This is a genomic window from Enterobacter sp. 237C8, assembly GCF_034106865.1.
Classification (GTDB): domain Bacteria; phylum Pseudomonadota; class Gammaproteobacteria; order Enterobacterales; family Enterobacteriaceae; genus Enterobacter; species Enterobacter asburiae_B.
Window position 1 is genome coordinate 792272 of record NZ_JAWNDF010000001.1, and the last position, 17235, is coordinate 809506.

The 17235-nt window shown below is 55.0% G+C and carries 22 protein-coding genes; 7 read left to right on the plus strand and 15 right to left on the minus strand.

Annotated elements, in window-relative coordinates:
- Nucleotides 1–67 precede the first annotated feature (67 nt).
- Entirely contained in the window at nt 68–295 is a 228-nt protein-coding gene (locus USF70_RS03835) for a YceK/YidQ family lipoprotein (RefSeq protein WP_033145189.1), read from the plus strand.
- Between the two features lie 6 nt (nt 296–301).
- Here USF70_RS03835 and USF70_RS03840 read toward each other — a convergent pair whose 3' ends face one another.
- The 3 genes from USF70_RS03840 to USF70_RS03850 all read right to left on the minus strand — a co-directional run bounded on the left by USF70_RS03840 (nt 302) and on the right by USF70_RS03850 (nt 3058).
- On the minus strand, nt 302–676 hold the full coding sequence (locus tag USF70_RS03840) for a MysB family protein (RefSeq protein WP_023311118.1): 375 nt from the start codon (nt 674–676) through the stop codon (nt 302–304).
- Between the two features lie 97 nt (nt 677–773).
- On the minus strand, nt 774–1991 hold the full coding sequence (gene mdtG, locus USF70_RS03845) for a multidrug efflux MFS transporter MdtG (RefSeq protein WP_320735288.1): 1218 nt from the start codon (nt 1989–1991) through the stop codon (nt 774–776).
- A gap of 140 nt (nt 1992–2131) precedes the next feature.
- Nucleotides 2132–3058, minus strand: a complete 927-nt coding sequence (locus USF70_RS03850; protein WP_320735289.1) for a Kdo(2)-lipid IV(A) acyltransferase — start codon at nt 3056–3058, stop codon at nt 2132–2134.
- A gap of 221 nt (nt 3059–3279) precedes the next feature.
- Here USF70_RS03850 and USF70_RS03855 point away from each other — a divergent pair, with 221 nt between their 5' ends.
- The gene (locus USF70_RS03855; RefSeq protein ID WP_033145192.1) at nt 3280–4329 is read left to right on the plus strand and encodes a rhodanese-related sulfurtransferase; all 1050 of its coding nucleotides are present in this window, start codon (nt 3280–3282) and stop codon (nt 4327–4329) included.
- 41 nt (nt 4330–4370) lie between these two features.
- On the opposite strand, the gene USF70_RS03860 is transcribed toward USF70_RS03855, so the two are convergent.
- The 9 genes from USF70_RS03860 to mdtH all read right to left on the minus strand — a co-directional run bounded on the left by USF70_RS03860 (nt 4371) and on the right by mdtH (nt 11047).
- Entirely contained in the window at nt 4371–4949 is a 579-nt protein-coding gene (locus USF70_RS03860; RefSeq protein ID WP_033145193.1) for a YceI family protein, read from the minus strand.
- Between the two features lies 1 nt (nt 4950).
- Complete coding sequence (locus USF70_RS03865; RefSeq protein WP_033145194.1) at nt 4951–5517, minus strand: cytochrome b; 567 nt, start codon at nt 5515–5517, stop codon at nt 4951–4953.
- Between the two features lie 207 nt (nt 5518–5724).
- The gene (locus USF70_RS03870; RefSeq protein WP_032638658.1) at nt 5725–5838 is read right to left on the minus strand and encodes a YceO family protein; all 114 of its coding nucleotides are present in this window, start codon (nt 5836–5838) and stop codon (nt 5725–5727) included.
- Nucleotides 5839–5897: 59 nt separating this feature from the next.
- Nucleotides 5898–7016: an N-methyl-L-tryptophan oxidase gene (solA, locus tag USF70_RS03875; protein WP_047061566.1), complete on the minus strand. Its 1119-nt coding sequence runs from the start codon at nt 7014–7016 to the stop codon at nt 5898–5900.
- 116 nt (nt 7017–7132) lie between these two features.
- A complete protein-coding gene (bssS, locus tag USF70_RS03880; RefSeq protein ID WP_008500827.1) occupies nt 7133–7387 on the minus strand; it encodes a biofilm formation regulator BssS in 255 nt (84 codons plus the stop codon).
- 274 nt (nt 7388–7661) lie between these two features.
- Nucleotides 7662–7907, minus strand: coding sequence for a DNA damage-inducible protein I (gene dinI / locus USF70_RS03885; RefSeq protein ID WP_008500826.1), 246 nt, complete (start codon nt 7905–7907; stop codon nt 7662–7664).
- Between the two features lie 74 nt (nt 7908–7981).
- A complete protein-coding gene (gene pyrC, locus USF70_RS03890; protein ID WP_033145198.1) occupies nt 7982–9028 on the minus strand; it encodes a dihydroorotase in 1047 nt (348 codons plus the stop codon).
- 126 nt (nt 9029–9154) lie between these two features.
- Complete coding sequence (locus tag USF70_RS03895; protein ID WP_023311126.1) at nt 9155–9715, minus strand: lipoprotein; 561 nt, start codon at nt 9713–9715, stop codon at nt 9155–9157.
- Nucleotides 9716–9838: 123 nt separating this feature from the next.
- Complete coding sequence (gene mdtH, locus USF70_RS03900; protein ID WP_217072777.1) at nt 9839–11047, minus strand: multidrug efflux MFS transporter MdtH; 1209 nt, start codon at nt 11045–11047, stop codon at nt 9839–9841.
- 236 nt (nt 11048–11283) lie between these two features.
- Here mdtH and rimJ point away from each other — a divergent pair, with 236 nt between their 5' ends.
- From rimJ to murJ, 4 genes are all read left to right on the plus strand, one after another.
- Nucleotides 11284–11868 (plus strand): ribosomal protein S5-alanine N-acetyltransferase, encoded by a 585-nt coding sequence (gene rimJ / locus USF70_RS03905; protein WP_008500822.1) that lies wholly within the window; start codon nt 11284–11286, stop codon nt 11866–11868.
- A gap of 9 nt (nt 11869–11877) precedes the next feature.
- On the plus strand, nt 11878–12534 hold the full coding sequence (locus USF70_RS03910) for a YceH family protein (protein ID WP_246947523.1): 657 nt from the start codon (nt 11878–11880) through the stop codon (nt 12532–12534).
- Nucleotides 12535–12536: 2 nt separating this feature from the next.
- Nucleotides 12537–13460 carry a Gfo/Idh/MocA family oxidoreductase gene (locus USF70_RS03915; protein WP_320735290.1) on the plus strand — a complete coding sequence of 308 codons (924 nt, stop codon included), beginning with the start codon at nt 12537–12539 and terminating at the stop codon, nt 13458–13460.
- Between the two features lie 129 nt (nt 13461–13589).
- On the plus strand, nt 13590–15125 hold the full coding sequence (murJ, locus tag USF70_RS03920) for a murein biosynthesis integral membrane protein MurJ (protein ID WP_048975864.1): 1536 nt from the start codon (nt 13590–13592) through the stop codon (nt 15123–15125).
- A 59-nt stretch (nt 15126–15184) separates the two neighbouring features.
- Here murJ and flgN read toward each other — a convergent pair whose 3' ends face one another.
- The 3 genes from flgN to flgA form a co-directional block, all read right to left on the minus strand.
- Nucleotides 15185–15610, minus strand: coding sequence for a flagella biosynthesis chaperone FlgN (gene flgN, locus USF70_RS03925; protein ID WP_008500818.1), 426 nt, complete (start codon nt 15608–15610; stop codon nt 15185–15187).
- A 4-nt stretch (nt 15611–15614) separates the two neighbouring features.
- Nucleotides 15615–15908, minus strand: coding sequence for a flagellar biosynthesis anti-sigma factor FlgM (gene flgM / locus USF70_RS03930; protein WP_023311133.1), 294 nt, complete (start codon nt 15906–15908; stop codon nt 15615–15617).
- Between the two features lie 93 nt (nt 15909–16001).
- Nucleotides 16002–16661: a flagellar basal body P-ring formation chaperone FlgA gene (gene flgA / locus USF70_RS03935; RefSeq protein ID WP_023311134.1), complete on the minus strand. Its 660-nt coding sequence runs from the start codon at nt 16659–16661 to the stop codon at nt 16002–16004.
- Between the two features lie 157 nt (nt 16662–16818).
- Here flgA and flgB point away from each other — a divergent pair, with 157 nt between their 5' ends.
- On the plus strand, nt 16819–17235 hold the full coding sequence (gene flgB / locus USF70_RS03940; protein ID WP_023311135.1) for a flagellar basal body rod protein FlgB: 417 nt from the start codon (nt 16819–16821) through the stop codon (nt 17233–17235).

Sequence of the window (17235 nt, forward strand, 5' to 3'; positions counted from 1 at the left end):
GTAAGCGAAGCGCCACCCGCCAGATAAAATACCGGCTTAATCGCCGGTATTTTTTTAGAGGTTAAAGATGAGAATAATCATCGTCGTTATGGTGGCATGCCTGCTCAGCGGCTGCGGCAGTATCATCAGTCGCACCATTCCAGGGCAGGGCCACGGAAATCAGTATTACCCGGGCGTGAAATGGGATCTTCGTGATTCCGCGTGGCGCTACCTGACCGTGCTCGATCTGCCGTTCTCGCTGATTTTCGACACGCTTTTGCTGCCGATCGATGCCAGCCACGGCCCTTACGAATAGCGTAAATTAACGCTCGTCCCACTCGTCGGCTGCGGTTTGACCTTCTTCCGTATCCAGCGGCGGCTCGAGCTGAAACTCACCCTCATCCCACTCGTGCAGGGTGTTCTCTTCCAGCCATTCCTGCCGAAGTTCGATTTCGTCATAATCGCCATCAAAGACGGCCTGCGCACCTTCACCACTTAATATCGGCAAACATTCCCCTTCTTCACCTTCATCGGCAAAGAATTCGGCCTGCCACATAATATCCCCATCCTGCAGAACGTATTTTTGGATATTAAGCTGTTGCACGTCAGCATCTTCTTCTTCAACGCCGGGGTTGTCGGCGAGGAACTCTTCACGAGCGGCATCAATAGCTTCTTCCAGCGTGGCGTACATGGTCATTGGTGTCTCCCTGTTTTCCAGAAGGTTTCAGGGAAAGAATAGCTGAATATAAGATTCTGCAAGTATGAATGCGAAAATAAGCTATCAGGCGTTCGTCTTATTCCGTCACGGGCCGCAGCGCGCGGGATAAACTGAACCATGAATAAATGGCATTGAACAATACGACGCCCGCCGTCACGATAAAGACGGCGCGAAAACCGAAGCTGGCGGAGATCCCGGCCCCGAGCAGCGGTCCTGTGACGTTACCGATGTCGCGAAATGACTGGTTATAGCTGAAAATACGCCCGGCGATCTGGTTCGTGGAGTTGTAGACCAGCAGGGTCTGTACGGCGGGAAGCAATGCGCCGTCGGCGGCTCCCAGCAAAAAGCGCAGGACGCCCAGCTGCCATGGCGTTTGCACCATCGACATCGGAATAAGCAGCAGGACGGAGATCACCAGCGCGCAGATCAGGATTTTCTCGGGACCAACGCGGTCACCCAGTTTACCCAGTCTCGGGGCGCTCAGCAGCGCCGCCACGCCGGGTACGGAGGCAATCAGCCCGCTAATGAACGCAACATTGCTGACGTTACCCGCCAGGTCGCGAACGTACAGCGTCAGAATAGGGGCAATCGACCCGGTAGCCACCTGAATAATCAGGGTTGTCACGAACAGGCTCAGCACCAGTCTGGGATTTTTGAGCGAGGTCAGCACCTCTCTGGCGTGGAGCATCTCTTTTTTGGCGACAGGCGTGAAGTTTTCCCGGATACAGAGCAGGGTGACGATAAAGCACAGGAACAACACGCTGGCGGTGATAAAGAAGACCGGCCGCAGGCCGTAGTTATCCGCCAGTAATCCGCCGGCCAGCGGTCCCAGCAGAGCACCGCTCACGCCGCCGGTGGAGAGCGTCCCGAGCGCCCAGCCGCTCTTATGGCGGGGGATTTGCGTGGCTATTAGGGCATTCGCGTTGGGAATAAATCCCCCCAGCAGGCCCAGCAGCGCGCGCAGGATCAGAAACTGCCAGACGTTCTGCGCCACGCCCATCAGCGCCATGATAATGGCCATCCCCAGCGCCGAACGCAGCAGCATGATTTTACGTCCCTTGCGATCGGCAAGGCCGCCCCAGAAGGGCGAGGCCATCGCGGAAAAGAGAAACGTGATGCTGAATACCAGACCGGACCACATATTGAGCGCGCTGTGGCCCGTTACGCCAAGCTGTTCGACGTAGAGCGGCAGGAAGGGCATGACCAGGCTAAAGGCCGCGCCGGTAAGAAAACAGCCAAGCCACGCAACCGCGAGGTTACGCTTCCAGTTTATGGGGGCATCTGAGGGTGACATAACTATCCGCATAATGAGGTGCAGAGCACCTGAAGCATAAAGTAATAAGCCTGCTAATTATGCGCCTGGGTTATGATTGCCGCAATGACGAGGAGCTTTTAAAGCTAAAACGGCATGCGGCCCTGAAGACCGCATGGGGATTAATAGCGGGACGGCGTGCCTTGTGGACGCGTTTTAAAACGGCGGTGCAGCCACATGTACTGCTCGGGCGCCAGCATGATGCACTTCTCCACAACGCTGTTCATCCAGCGCGCAGTGGTTTCCGCATCGTCAAGCGGTGGCGCGAGTTCCGGCTCCAGCATCATCAGCTCGTAACCTGAACCATCCGGCTTACGGCGGGGGACAAAAGGCACGATGGCGGCTTTGGACATGCGCGCCAGCATCCAGGTACCGGTCGTTGTGGCGGCCTCTTCAACGGCGAAGAAGGGGACAAATACGCTGGCCTGTGGGCCGTAGTCGTGGTCGGGGGCATACCAGACCACTTCACCGGATTTCAGCGCGCGGATCATCCCCTTCAGATCCTTACGGTCGATCATGCTTTTGTTGGAGCGCATGCGGCCGTTGGTCTGGATTAAATCGATGACAGGGTTATCGTTAGGACGATAAACGCCAATGCCCGGCGCCTGCATGCCGAACATGCGCGCCCCGATTTCCAGCGTCAGGAAATGAACGCCGATCAGCAAAACGCCCGTCTGGTTGGCCTGAAGCGTATGCACAGGCTTCATGCCGGTTCCCGTCACCTCGCTCCAGCGGGCCATGCGTTTGTCCGGCCAGAACCACGCCATACCGGTTTCCATGAGCCCCATCCCGACGGATTCGAAATTATTCGCGACCATATCGTGACGCTCTGGCTCGCTCATCTGCGGAAAACACAGCTCAAGATTGCGGTACGCGATTCTGGCGCGACGCTTCATAAACAGTTGCGCGAAGCGGCCCAGAAATTTACCCAACCGAAAAATAACAGGGTAGGGAAGCTGTACCAGAAGCCATAAAAAGCCGATGCCAAGCCAGGTCAACCAATAGCGGGGATGCAAAAGGGCGGCAGTAAATTTTGGTAACTGGGTCATGTCTTTCCTGTGTTCAAACGTCCTGTTTTGCTAGTGTCTCATTTTTTGAGACATAGCCAAAATATCTGCTTTCGAAGCGTACACGAATACAGCAATTGTTAAGCCTGATTAATCAGGGTGTGTGAAATGTAGCGTAAATTGTGGGGATGTAAATTGGTTTTGTTTGCTATATGATGCCGACCGATTTTTCATTCTCTCTAACGATTCCAGGACTGTACACCATGCCAGTGTTACACAACCGCGTGTCGAATGAGATGTTGAAAGCGCGTATGTTGGCTGAAACCGAACCGCGCACAACCATCTCTTTCTATAAATACTTCACGATCGACGATCCGCAGGCGACCCGCGATGCGCTTTATCAGGCGTTCACGGCCCTGAACGTCTTCGGCCGCGTCTACCTTGCCCGTGAAGGCATCAACGCGCAAATTAGCGTACCGGAAAGCAAAGTCAGCGCTTTCCGCGAGTGTCTTTATCAGTTCGATCCGGCCCTCGACGGCTTACGCCTGAACATTGCCCTGGACGATGACGGGAAATCCTTCTGGGTGCTGCGCATGAAGGTGCGTGAACGCATCGTGGCGGACGGTATCGACGATCCTGCGTTTAACGCGGCGGATGTCGGTGAATATCTCAAGGCAGCGGAAGTGAATGCGATGCTGGACGATCCGGATGCCGTGTTCATTGATATGCGTAACCACTATGAATACGAAGTGGGGCATTTCGAGAACGCGATGGAAATCCCGGCCGATACCTTCCGCGAGCAGCTGCCCAAAGCGGTTGAGATGATGCAGGAACATAAAGATAAAAAGATCGTTATGTACTGCACCGGCGGTATCCGCTGTGAGAAAGCCAGCGCGTGGATGAAGCACAACGGCTTTAATAAGGTCTGGCATATTGAAGGCGGCATTATCGAGTACGCCCGCCGCGCCCGCGAGCAGGGTTTACCGGTACGCTTTATCGGGAAAAACTTTGTCTTTGACGAGCGTATGGGTGAGCGTATTTCTGAAGACGTTATCGCCCAGTGCCACCAGTGCGGCGCACCGTGCGATACCCACACCAACTGCAAAAACGACGGGTGTCATCTGCTGTTCATTCAGTGCCCGGCCTGTGCCGAGAAGTTTAACGGCTGCTGTAGCGAACTGTGCAGCGAAGAGAGCATCCTGCCGGAAGAAGAGCAGCGTCGCCGTCGCGCAGGACGTGAAAACGGCAACAAGATTTTTAATAAATCACGCGGCCGTCTGAATACCAAACTGGGTATCCCTGACCCGGAATGATAATAACGCCCGGCACGGCGAAAGCCTGCCGGGCGCATCTATTATGATTTCTGCTGTACGCCTTCAACGGAAATAATCAGCTCAACGTCCTGAGACGCCGGGCCTAAATCCGTTGTGATATTAAAATCTTTCAGGTGAATTTTACCCGCCGCTTCAAAACCTGCGCGTTTACCCCCCCACGGATCGTCACCCTGACCCAGTAATTTAGCATCAAGCGTGACCGGTTTTGTTACGCCGTTAAGCGTCAGGTTGCCGGTAATATTCAGCTTATCACCCTCTTTTTTCACTTCCGTGGAGGTGAAGGTCGCCTGCGGGTATTTCCCGACATTGAGGAATTCCCCACTGCGCAGATGTTTATCACGTTCAGCATGATTAGTATCCACGCTGTTGGTATTAATGGTTACGTTGACCTTATCGGCGGCAGGATTCTTCTCGTCAAAGGTGAATGTGCCGTCAAAATCTTTAAAGGTACCGTACAGCCAGCTGTATCCCAGGTGCTGAATACGGAAATTGACGAAAGCGTGCTGGCCCTCCTTATCAATTTTATAATCAGCCGCCACGGCGGAACCGGCGGTGAATAACAGAGAACCCAGGGCGATACCCAGCAGGTGTTTTTTCATTTTATGCTCCAGAGTCAACTGACGAGCGGCCAAGCATGCGCTTTAGCGTATCGTCTTTATCAATAAAATGGTGTTTGAGGGCGGCAAGCCCGTGCAGCACGGACAGGATCACGACGCTCCACGCAAGCCAGAGGTGAACGACCCCGGCGGTGTCAGCCTGAGCGCCCGCATCGCTGAGCGTTGCCGGGACGTCAAAAAGGCCAAAGACGCTAATCGGCTTACCGTCCGCCGTTGAGATAAGGTAGCCGCTGATCAGAATGGCGAAGAGCAGCGCATAGAGCGCGATATGCGCGGCAACGGCACTCAGGCGGGTCATTTTTCCGTGGGTCTTCGGCGCGGCGGGCGGCGGGGAAATATGTCGCCAGATCACGCGAAAAACCAGACCCAGCATCAGGAGAACGCCAATGCTTTTATGTAACTCCGGTGCCTGGTGATACCAGCCGTCGTAATAGCTGAGCGTGACCATCCAGAGTCCAAGGCCAAACATACCGTAGACGGCAATAGCAAATATCCAGTGCAAACCTATGGATATTATTCCGTAGCGCCGGGAGGTGTTACGCAGTTGCATCAGAATGTCCATTTTCGTATTAACCGAAGAGTAAAAATGAACGGGAAGATGTGACATTGCAACTGAAATAATTGTCTATTGATTTGTATTTTATTTATTTCAGCAATTTTGAAAGGAAAGGGCGAAGATAATTCAATGTCTTCGTGCAAGAGGAATTGAGAGTTTCAATAAAGCTAAATTAATGTCAATTATTGTCAGTCAGGGTTTTCAATAAAATACAATGTAAACAAAATCAATAATAGCCAGCAGCGCCCACAATAAGATATAGAGCATGAAATGCTCGCGAATATTATTCATCAGAAAGCTAACGATCCTGCGCATAATGCCCCGTAATGCAGTGTGAATAAAACGGGCCCCGGTACCTCCAGAGCCCGTGCGGATTATCCGTTAAAACGCGAGAGCGAGAAGGGCGTCAGATCAAACTGCGGTTTGATACCCTGGGCGAACTGCGCGGCGATCTCGCCCAGCACGGAAGCGAATTTAAAGCCGTGGCCGCTCAGCCCGGTAATCAGCAGGACGTTGTCATGCCCTGGCAGGGTATCAATGATGAAGTCTTCATCCGGCGTGTTGTCGTAGGTACAGGCCGCGCCATACAGCAAGCCACCGACGCCCGGAAGAATAGTGCGCAGGAACGAGAAGGCTTCCGAACCATCCTGTGGGAAAGCGCCAAAAGGCTTGCGTTCGTCAGGAGAGGCGATAGCCTGGCCACCGTTGTGTTTACCGATTTTCAGCGCGTCTTTCTCGGAAGGGAAACCGTAGAACTGATCGCCATTCGGCAATTCGCCGGTGAAGGCCGGGAATTTATTCTGCGCGCTGTAGCGACCATCCGACTGGAACCAGGAGAAGACCTTGCGCACCGGCTGGATTGGCAGTTCCGGCAGCAGGCGAGTGACCCAGGTTCCTGCGCTGACGAGCAGGTGGGACGCTGAATAGTCGCCGTCAAGAGTCGTTACCGTGACGCCATTCTCGTCATGGGTGATGGCCTCCACCGGACAGTTAAACAGCTGCGCACAGCCGGCCTTAGCGGCAAGATCGATCCAGGTTTTGATTGCCGTTTCACAATGCAGCACGCCGGAGTGGGCTTCAAAGAGGCCGATGTAATCGTCCGGGACGGTAATTTCAGGCCAGCGCGCGGTAATGCCCGTTGCGTCCAGCTTCTCGACATCAAGATTAAAGGCTTTTGCGCTGCGCTCGACGCCGGCGAGAAAATCAGAATGAGCAGGGCCAAGGTTGACGACGCCGGTACGCTCGAAAATACGCTCTTCGGTCTGTGTCGCCAGTTCATCCCACAGCGTCTGGGCGCGAAGCACCAGCGGCACATAGCGCTCGCCTTCTCCATACGCATGGCGCATGAGACGGGTATCGCCATGATGGCTGCCCTCCGAATGAGGAGGAAGGTGGGCATCGATCATCAGGACCTTCAGACCTGCCTGTGTTGCGTAATAACCGGCGGCGGAACCCACGGAGCCGCTACCAATAATGATTAAGTCGTATCTCATATGCATCTCATAAACTGATGTTTTGTTAGCAGAGTAATTAACAACGCGGGGTTAGACAAGGGAGAAATAAATAAGGCACCGCGTGGGTGCCTGTAGAGAGAAAAGTGGGCATAAGCTTAGTGCCGTTTATACTCATTTTCCTGATAGTCGCCAGATTCTATTTTTGCAATACCTGCCTCTAAAATAGAAATAAACTGACGGGCGACGTCTGTTGTTAGCCACAGCGTCTGTCCAACTTCCGCTTCTTCACGGTTGAGTTGATTCGGGGTCTGGTAGTGCAAACGCAGCATCAGCGCATCGTAGCTATCTACGGTACTGATATCCCAGCCAACCAGTGGATGGGTCTGGATCACTTCACTATTCTTTTCCATTATAACCCCCTTAATGCGTGTTAGAAGACAACGGCTCTGAGGTTCAATGCATGTTTTTCTGAAAGCATCTTCAGTATACCAAGTAATAAGGGTTCCAACGGGAAAAATAAACAGGTGGCAACACATTTTTCTGCTTTTTAGGATTGTTCGAACAATAAAACACCATCTCGTTCACGATTTTTAAAGAAGATGCCGAATTAATTTGAACTTGCAGGATTTTTAGACAAAAAAAAGCCGGGGCGACCCGGCAAAAAAACACAATGAGGGAGCAGTGTTAATCTGTGATAAACCAGTCGTCTGCGCTTTCCCACGTTTCCTGCAGGATTTCGCTGATGCGATCTTTATCTTCTTTCGCAGCACCAATGACGGAGAGGTTGTTCGCCGCGGCGTAACGCACCGTTACGGCACCCGCGTTGTCGGGAAAGGTGTTGTTAATACGGCGGGATAATTCGCCTGCCAGTGCATCAAGCGCGCCGGCAGGCAGAACAGTTGTTTTGGCTATGGTGACTTCAATACGCATAAATGCCCCCTGTGTAATATACTGTTTGTTTATACAGGTATATTATCGATTTGACAACAAGGGGCATTGATTTTTTAACGTTTTACCGTCCAGTTAACTGTTTCGCCCGCCAGGAATGGGATCAGCGTGTCATCCGTCAGCGCAATGGACTCCTCAACGTGGCTCGCTTTACGCTCCAGTTCGATGAAGGTATCGTTGACCGGCAGGCCGTAGAAGCGCGGGCCGTTAAGGGAGCAGAACGCTTCAAAATGTTCGAGCGCGTTCATCTCTTCAAAGACGGTCGCGTAGCTGGCCAGTGCCGTTGGGGCGTTGAAGCAGCCTGCACAGCCGCAGCTCGCCTCTTTGCGGTGGCGGGCGTGAGGTGCGGAATCGGTGCCGAGGAACGCGCGGGAGAACCCGCTGGCAACCAGCTCGCGCAGCGCCTGCTGGTGGATGTTGCGCTTGAGAATAGGCAGACAGTACAGGTGAGGACGCACCCCGCCCACCAGCATGTGGTTACGGTTAAACATCAGATGCTGTGGCGTAATGGTCGCGGCGATAAGATCGTTGCCGTCGCGTACATACTCTGCCGCGTCTTTGGTGGTGATATGCTCAAAGACCACTTTAAGCGCGGGCAGGCGCTGGCGCAGAGGCTCCATCACGGTCTCGATAAAGCGGGCTTCACGGTCGAAGATGTCAATCTCGGCATGCGTGACTTCACCATGGACCAGCAGCGGCATGCCCAGTTTCTGCATGCGTTCCAGAACCGGCATGATGGCATCAATGCTGGTGACGCCGTGGCTGGAGTTGGTGGTGGCATTTGCCGGGTAGAGTTTCGCCGCCGTAAATACGCCTTCGTTAAACCCGCGCTCCACTTCGTTCGGATCCAGCGAGTCGGTAAGATAGCAGGTCATCAACGGGGTAAAATCGTGTCCCGCAGGAACGGCATCCAGGATGCGCTGGCGATAGGCCATCGCGGCATCGACGGTGGTGACTGGTGGAACCAGGTTAGGCATGACAATCGCGCGGCCATAAATTTCGCTGGTATAAGGCACGACGGTTTTCAGCATATCGCCATCACGCAGATGGATATGCCAGTCGTCAGGGCGGCGGATTTTAAGAACCTGGGGTTGTGCAGTCATGGAAGCTCCGGCTTGTCAGGAATCAGTCATAAGGATGGCTGTTTTTGCCGGACACAAATCATAAGCGGAAACGTTTTCGTTTGCACACTTTTCCGTAAAAAAAAGGGCGCCGCAGCGCCCTTCAGGTTAATCGGTGAAAGGAATGATAATTTCTCCCGGTTTCACCTCTATACCTTTTGCATATTTTTTCGCCAGAGCTTCACCCTTGCTTTTGTCTTCGCTTAAGACGTACGCGGGCTGCTGGTTAAAGTAATTACGCAGCGACTGGTTCAGATAGGGCATCAGGGTTTGCAGAACCGGTGCCATCTTGTCCGGCGACACCTGCGCATCGACGACTTCCATCTCCTGCAGGAAAATTGCCCCTTTCTCTTTGTTGAAAACGGGCAGAGCCTTCAGCTTGAGCTTGATGTTGGCCTTCTGATTGCCAAAGAGGGATGACATATCGAGATCCGCATCACCGGCCAGGGTAACTTTGTTTGGCTCTTCACGTCCGATCTGGCTGGTCAGGTTCGTCAGGACGATATGCGCGTCCGCCAGTCCTGGCACGCCAATGTCTTTAGAGAAATTGTTATGTTTTTCCAGCGCCTGATTAATTTCCTGTTCACTGACGGTATATTGCGTGAGCTGGTTACAGCCAACCAGCAGGCCGCTGACTACTAATGCCGCGGCAAAGACAATTTTCTTCATAGTGTTCCTCAACGAAAAATCGGCGCTTCTGTCCTGTTACGCCAGTATGTCAGTGTGAATTGGCAGAAACCAGCAGAAAAAACTGAGAAGTGGGGCGGGAGGGACTGCCGCCCGAGGGAAAGGCTACGCGCCAGGCTCGAGCATACCGCTCGCGCTGCGTTTCGGGCTGAACTGCCACCACAGAGCAAGGAGCGTCATAAAACCCACCGCGCCGAGCATCATCCACGGGAGTTCGGGCTGGTTTAACGCTTTGCCGGCATCAAACAACCAGCCGCCACCCGCGTAACCTAATGCGCCGCCAAGCGCCAGCCCCAGCCGGCTGAACCCCATATAGCTGCCGCGCGCACGCGCATCTGCAAGCGAGGCGCTCAGCGTTTCACGGGCAGGCTCGGCGATGATCGAGCCAATATAGAACGTGCAAATCAGCGTAAAAAGCTGCTGGAGAGAGTTCACCAGGCCGATCGGCATCATGCTCAGCGTCATCAGGAACAGCCCGGCCATCAGGCGATGTTCCAGACGAAAGCGCCGCTCGCTCCAGCGGGCAATCGGATAAAGCAGCGTTAACGACAGGCAGGCTTCGATGGCGTACATCCATTTAACGGCTGCAGGGGTCCCCGCAATGTCGTTAACCATGATCGGCAGCATCAGCATGACCTGTACAGCCAGCATGTAGTAGCCCGTCAGGGTCAACACATAGGTGACAAAACGCCTGTCGCGCAGGACGCGGCCAAGCCCTTCCCGGACCGGCGCTTTGACCGTCGACAGTTTCCAGGCGGGCAGGAACAGGCCATTGAACAGCGCGCACAGAATAAAGAGCACCGCCCCAGCCGCGCAGACCAGTCGGAAATCATACTGCAGCAGCCAGCTTCCCAGCAGGGCGCCGATAACCGCTCCGGCACTGTCCTGCATCATCAGTATCGAGAAGAAACGGCCGCGGTGCTGAGGGCGAATAAGCTTCACCACCAGCGCGGTGCGTGGCGGATCGAACAGCGTGCCGCCGATACCGGAGAGGAAACAGGAGAACCAGAGCAGCCAGGGCTCCTGCGCGACCGCCATCGTGGCAAAACCTGCCGCGCGCAGCAGCATACCGGTAACGATCATCGGCTTAGCGCCGAAGCGGTCGGCAATGGCCCCGCCAAAGACGCCCAGACCCTGCTGGACAAACTGGCGTAACCCCAGGGCAATGCCAACCATTAATGCCGCCCAGCCCATCTGATCGACAAAGCGGATCGATATCAGCGGAAAAACGACAAAAAAGCCGAGCACGACCAGCATGTTATCGACGAGCAGGAAATATTTACCCAGGCTCCTGGCCTGTGATACGCGGGACATTTTCCCTCCAGGGAAAATAAGAAGGTGAGCACGCTAACATTCTGCGGTGTCGCCGCGTTTTTTCCCACCCCCGTGGGTGACAATATTTTTTTATCAAAAGGGTGCTTTGATAGAGAGTTCTCATCGAAAAATGTGAAAAGAGGTGAAAATGGTATGTCACTGTTTTCACAGACGGCACAGGCGCAGGTATAGTAAAGCTAATGGGTCAGCAGAAGTGACGGGAAGGAGTGGTATCGATGTTTGGCTATCGCAGCAATGTGCCAAAAGTGCGTCTGACAACGGACAGGCTGGTCGTTCGTCTGGTGCATGAGCGTGATGCCTGGCGTCTGGCGGATTATTACGCCGAGAATCGCCAGTTTTTAAAACCCTGGGAACCCGTTCGGGATGAGAGCCATTGTTACCCTTCCGGCTGGCAGGCGCGCCTCAGCATGATTACGGAATTTCACAAGCAGGGCAGCGCGTTTTATTTCGCGCTGCTGGATCCTGAAGAGAAAGAAATTATCGGGATCGCCAACTTTTCAAACGTGGTGCGCGGGTCGTTTCACGCCTGCTACCTTGGCTACTCCATCGGCCAGAAATGGCAGGGGCAGGGGCTGATGTACGAGGCGTTAACGGTGGCGATCCGCTATATGCAACGCACGCAGCATATCCATCGCATTATGGCGAACTATATGCCGCACAATCAGCGCAGCGGCAATTTGCTGGCCCGCTTAGGGTTCGAGAAAGAGGGTTACGCCAAAGACTATCTGCTGATAGACGGAGAGTGGCGCGACCACGTTCTGACGGCGTTAACCACCCGGGACTGGACCGCAGGTCGTTAAGGAGAAAAGATGAAGTATCAGCTAAACGGTACAGAAGCGCGCGTGATTGGGTGCTTACTCGAAAAACAGGTTACCACGCCGGAGCAGTATCCGCTCTCCGTCAACGCCGTGACCATGGCCTGCAACCAGAAGACCAACCGCGAGCCGGTGATGAACCTCAGCGAGCATGAGGTTCAGGACGTGCTGGATGCGCTGGTAAAACGCCACTACCTGCGCACCGTCAGCGGCTTCGGCAACCGCGTGACCAAATACGAACAGCGCTTCTGTAACTCCGAATTCGGCGACCTGAAGCTGAGCGGTGCGGAAGTGGCGGTCATCACCACGCTGCTGCTGCGCGGGGCGCAGACGCCGGGAGAGCTGCGCACGCGCGCTTCCCGTATGCATGAGTTCAGCGATATGCAGGAAGTTGAGCAGACCCTGGAAGGGCTGGCCTCACGTGAAGACGGCCCGTACGTGGTGCGTCTGGCGCGCGAGCCGGGCAAACGTGAAAGCCGCTATATGCACCTGTTCAGCGGCGACGTTGATGTCGCTACCGCTACCGTGGAGAGCGACGCGGGATCCTCAGCAAGTAATGACACTCTTGCCGCGCGCGTAGAAGCGCTGGAAGACGAGGTCGCCGGGCTGAAACAGCGCCTGGATGCGTTGCTGGCACATCTGGGAGACTGACGGTGAAAAAATTACGCGTAGGCGTGGTGGGGCTCGGCGGCATCGCGCAAAAAGCCTGGCTGCCTGTTTTAGGTGCAGCAACGGACTGGACCCTGCAAGGGGCATGGTCACCCACCCGAGAAAAGGCAGAACGTATCTGCGAAACCTGGCGCATTCCGTATGCTGCCTCCCTGCAGGATCTGGCCCGCGAGTGTGATGCTGTTTTTGTGCATACCTCAACGGCAACCCACTATCAGGTGGTAAGCGAGCTGCTCAATGCGGGGGTTCACGTCTGCGTGGATAAGCCGCTGGCGGAAAATGTTCAGGATGCCGAACGGCTGATTGAGCTGGCCGCGCGCAAAAAACTGACGCTGATGGTAGGCTTCAACCGCCGCTTCGCGCCGCTTTACCAGCAGCTGAAGGCGCAGTCGGACACGCTCGCCTCGCTGCGGATGGATAAACACCGCACCGACAGCATTGGGCCAAACGATCTGCGCTTCACCCTTCTGGATGATTATCTGCACGTTGTGGATACGGCGCTGTGGCTGAGCAACGGCCATGCGCAGCTGAAGAGCGGTACCCTGTTAACGAATGACCAGGGGCAGATGGTCTACGCGGAACACCACTTCGCCGTTGAGCATCTTCAGATTACCACCAGCATGCACCGTCGGGCGGGAAGTCAGCGTGAATCCGTGCAGGCGGTGACCGAGGGCGCGCTGTACGACATTACGGACATGCGCGAATGGCGGGAAGAGAAGGGCAGCGGCGTGGTGACGCTCCCGGCGCCAGGCTGGCAGAGCACCCTCGAGCAGCGCGGTTTCGCAGGATGCGCCCGCCACTTTATCACCTGCGTGCAAAATCAGACGGTTCCTGAAACGTCCGGCGAGCAGGCCATTCTGGCGCAGCGCATTGTGGAAAGGCTCTGGCGCGATGCCATGAGCGAATAACTCGCTGTAACATCTGCGGATAGTAATTCGTTGAAATCCGGTTAGACTAAGCGCCGCTTGTTGGCTTTGCCGGGTGGCGCTTACGCTAACCCGGTCTACAAATCCGTATGGTTCTGGAAATTCACGTTAATGAACTTATTAAAATCGCTGGCGGCCGTCAGCTCGATGACCATGTTTTCCCGCGTGCTGGGATTTGCGCGCGACGCCATTGTGGCAAGGGTATTTGGTGCAGGGATGGCCACGGACGCCTTTTTCGTCGCGTTCAAATTGCCGAACCTGCTGCGTCGTATTTTTGCTGAAGGGGCGTTTTCCCAGGCATTCGTGCCCATTCTGGCGGAATATAAAAGCAAGCAGGGTGAAGACGCGACGCGCGTCTTTGTTTCTTATGTCTCCGGGCTGCTGACGCTGGCTTTGGCGGTGGTGACCGTACTCGGGATGCTGGCCGCGCCGTGGGTGATTATGGTGACCGCGCCCGGTTTTGCCGATACGGCTGACAAATTTGCGCTGACCTCGCAGCTGCTGCGCATTACTTTCCCCTATATTCTGCTCATCTCGCTGGCCTCGCTGGTGGGGGCGATCCTGAACACCTGGAACCGCTTCTCTGTTCCGGCGTTTGCGCCAACGTTTCTCAACGTCAGCATGATCGGTTTTGCCCTGTTCGCCGCGCCGCACTTCAACCCGCCGGTGCTGGCGCTGGCCTGGGCAGTTACCGTCGGCGGCGTACTGCAGCTGGCGTACCAGCTGCCGCATCTGAAAAAAATCGGCATGCTGGTGCTGCCGCGCATCAATCTCAAAGATGCCGGGGCGATGCGCGTGATCAAGCAGATGGGGCCCGCCATTCTCGGCGTCTCCGTCAGCCAGATCTCGCTTATCATCAACACCATCTTTGCCTCTTTCCTCGTGTCCGGCTCGGTTTCCTGGATGTACTACGCCGACCGTCTGATGGAGTTCCCGTCCGGGGTGCTGGGCGTGGCGCTGGGGACCATCCTGCTGCCGTCGCTGTCGAAAAGCTTTGCCAGCGGCAATCATGATGAATATTGCCGCCTGATGGACTGGGGTTTACGTCTCTGCTTCCTGCTGGCCCTGCCAAGCGCGGTGGCGCTGGGTATTCTGGCCAAACCGCTGACGGTGTCGCTCTTCCAGTACGGGAAATTCACCGCCTTTGATGCCGCTATGACCCAGCGCGCGCTGATTGCCTACTCGGTCGGCTTGATGGGGCTGATCGTCGTCAAGGTGCTGGCGCCCGGGTTCTACTCGCGTCAGGACATCAAAACGCCTGTGAAAATTGCCATCGTGACGCTGATTATGACCCAGCTGATGAACCTGGCGTTTATTGGTCCGCTGAAGCATGCCGGCCTGTCGCTGTCTATTGGTCTGGCGGCCTGTCTGAATGCCGGGCTGTTGTACTGGCAGCTGCGCAAGCAGGATATTTTCACGCCGCAGCCGGGCTGGGGAAGTTTCCTGGCACGTCTGATCGTTGCGGTACTGGTGATGTCAGCCGCGCTGCTCGGCATGATGTACGTGATGCCGGAGTGGTCCCTGGGCACCATGCCTTATCGTCTGATGCGGCTGATGGCCGTGGTAGGCGTCGGGGTGGTGGCTTACTTTGCCACGCTCGCGGTGCTGGGGTTCAAAGTGAAAGAGTTTGCCCGCCGTACGGCATAAACGCCAAAAGGGGAGTTCACCTTATGGTGCTCCCCGCTGCATGATTTGTCGCACAGGCGTCAAATCGAAATCTTTTTAACTCCCGCAATACGTGCAGTCGCTGTTTGACCATCCGCACCGTACAGTCCGGTTTCTTTATGCGGTTTCAATACCTCAAGCGCCTGCTGATTACGCTCAATCTGACCTTCCAGTAGCCAGCCGTTGTGCTGGTTAAGGTCGCGCAGGTGCTGGGTTTTTTCGGTAATGGTTTGCCAGCGCTCAATAATATCGTCATTGGCGCTACGCTTAGGATCCTGCTCAGCGCGGCGCTGCTGCTCCAGATAATCCAGCGTCGCCAGTAGCGAACTCTTATCTTCAGTAATACGCTGCAGCGCGCTGCCGTTGATGTGACCGGAAGAGAGATGCTGCTGTTCAGCGTCCATTACCGTTTTCAGGTCGTTAAGAACAACCGTCATTTGATCCAGTATTTCTGACAGTCGACTCATACGGTTAGTTACTCTGTAAGAAACTCTGTGCTTCCTGAATCAGGGCGTCAGCGATTTTGCTGGTGTCCATTTTCAGCTCACCGTTACGAATAGCCGTTTTCAGCGCTTCAACACGTTCCATATTGATATCGTTGCTGCCTGGCTGCATCAGTTTTGCCTGTGCGTCGCTCAGGGTCACGCTGGTGCTGTTGGACGTTGACGGTTTTTCCAGACGCGTTTTCTGCGCAGGAGCGTCATTCGTTTCGCGAGGTTGTACAGCGCTTACCGGCTTCAGGGCTGATGTACGATCAATGCTCATAGTGTTGTCCTCATCGAGGGTTCGCGGCGTTTGCGCCTGACATCATCATTAGTGGAATATTTATCGGCACGCGCCGCGAAATCTTTAAAAAGATTATAGGTTAATCAGAATATTCCCATCAGAATCGACGGTTCCGCTCACCACCTGGCCTGAGGACATTCTGACGCGGGCGTTTTGCGCCACCGCGGCATTGTTTAACGCTTTCCCTTCACTGTTGATGCTAAAGCCATCTCCGTTGGCCACCACCATCACCTGTTGACCCGCTTTTACCCGCCATGACTGACGCAGCATTGAGAGCTGTATCGGCTGGCCGGGTGCGACATCGCGCAGGCTGACGGCGTCCTGTGCCTGGTTCATTTCCAGCATGGTGCGTGGAGGCAGCTGGTCCAGACGGCCGCGTTTTAACGTCACGCTGTTCGTCTGCAGCACGCTGCCGCGCGCAATGGGCACGGCGGCGACAACATAATTGCCCGTCGCCTGAACTGCAACCTGTAAATAGCGTTTTTCGTTCGCGCAGCGTGCCAGCACGTTCACATTTCCCCACAGCCGGGTGGTTCCCGTCACGCTGAATGACGGTTGGTCACAGGTCGGGTACAGATTCGGTGGGGTGCGCACGGTAACGTTAACCTCATCGCTAAAGCCCGCCAGCTTTTCAGCAAAAAAAGCCGTCAGCCGATCCTGTAAGCCTTCAGCCTGCACCAGAGGGCTAAACAGCAAGAAAGTTGCCACCAGGCCACGTTTTAACGTTTGCATCGCAAGTTCCACCGTTTCCAGAGTTGAATGAATTCTACCTGCAGTGGTTTTGCATCAACGCAATAAATAGCGACGCATTTTGCGCTTATTCCGTCGATAGGGGAGACCGGGTGAGATTTAAGCTGTGAACTGAAATTTTGCCATCAGCGGAGGAGACATGCTCGATAAACTCGACGCCGCGTTACGTTTTCAGCAGGAAGCGCTCAATTTACGCGCCCAGCGGCAGGAGATTTTAGCCGCCAACATCGCTAACGCCGATACCCCAGGGTTTCAGGCGCGCGATATTGATTTTTCCAGTGAACTCAAAAAGGTGATGGAGCGTGGACGTGCCGAAGGAACGGGTGTTGCACTTGCCATGACATCCTCTCGCCATATTCCTGCTCAGGCGATGACCGCGCCAGCGACCGATTTACTTTACCGCATTCCCGATCAGCCCTCACTCGACGGTAACACCGTGGATATGGACCGGGAGCGTACCCAGTTTGCCGATAACAGTCTGAAATACCAGACGGGCCTGACCGTACTCGGCGGACAAATCAAAGGCATGATGAACGTCCTGCAGGGGGGGAACTGA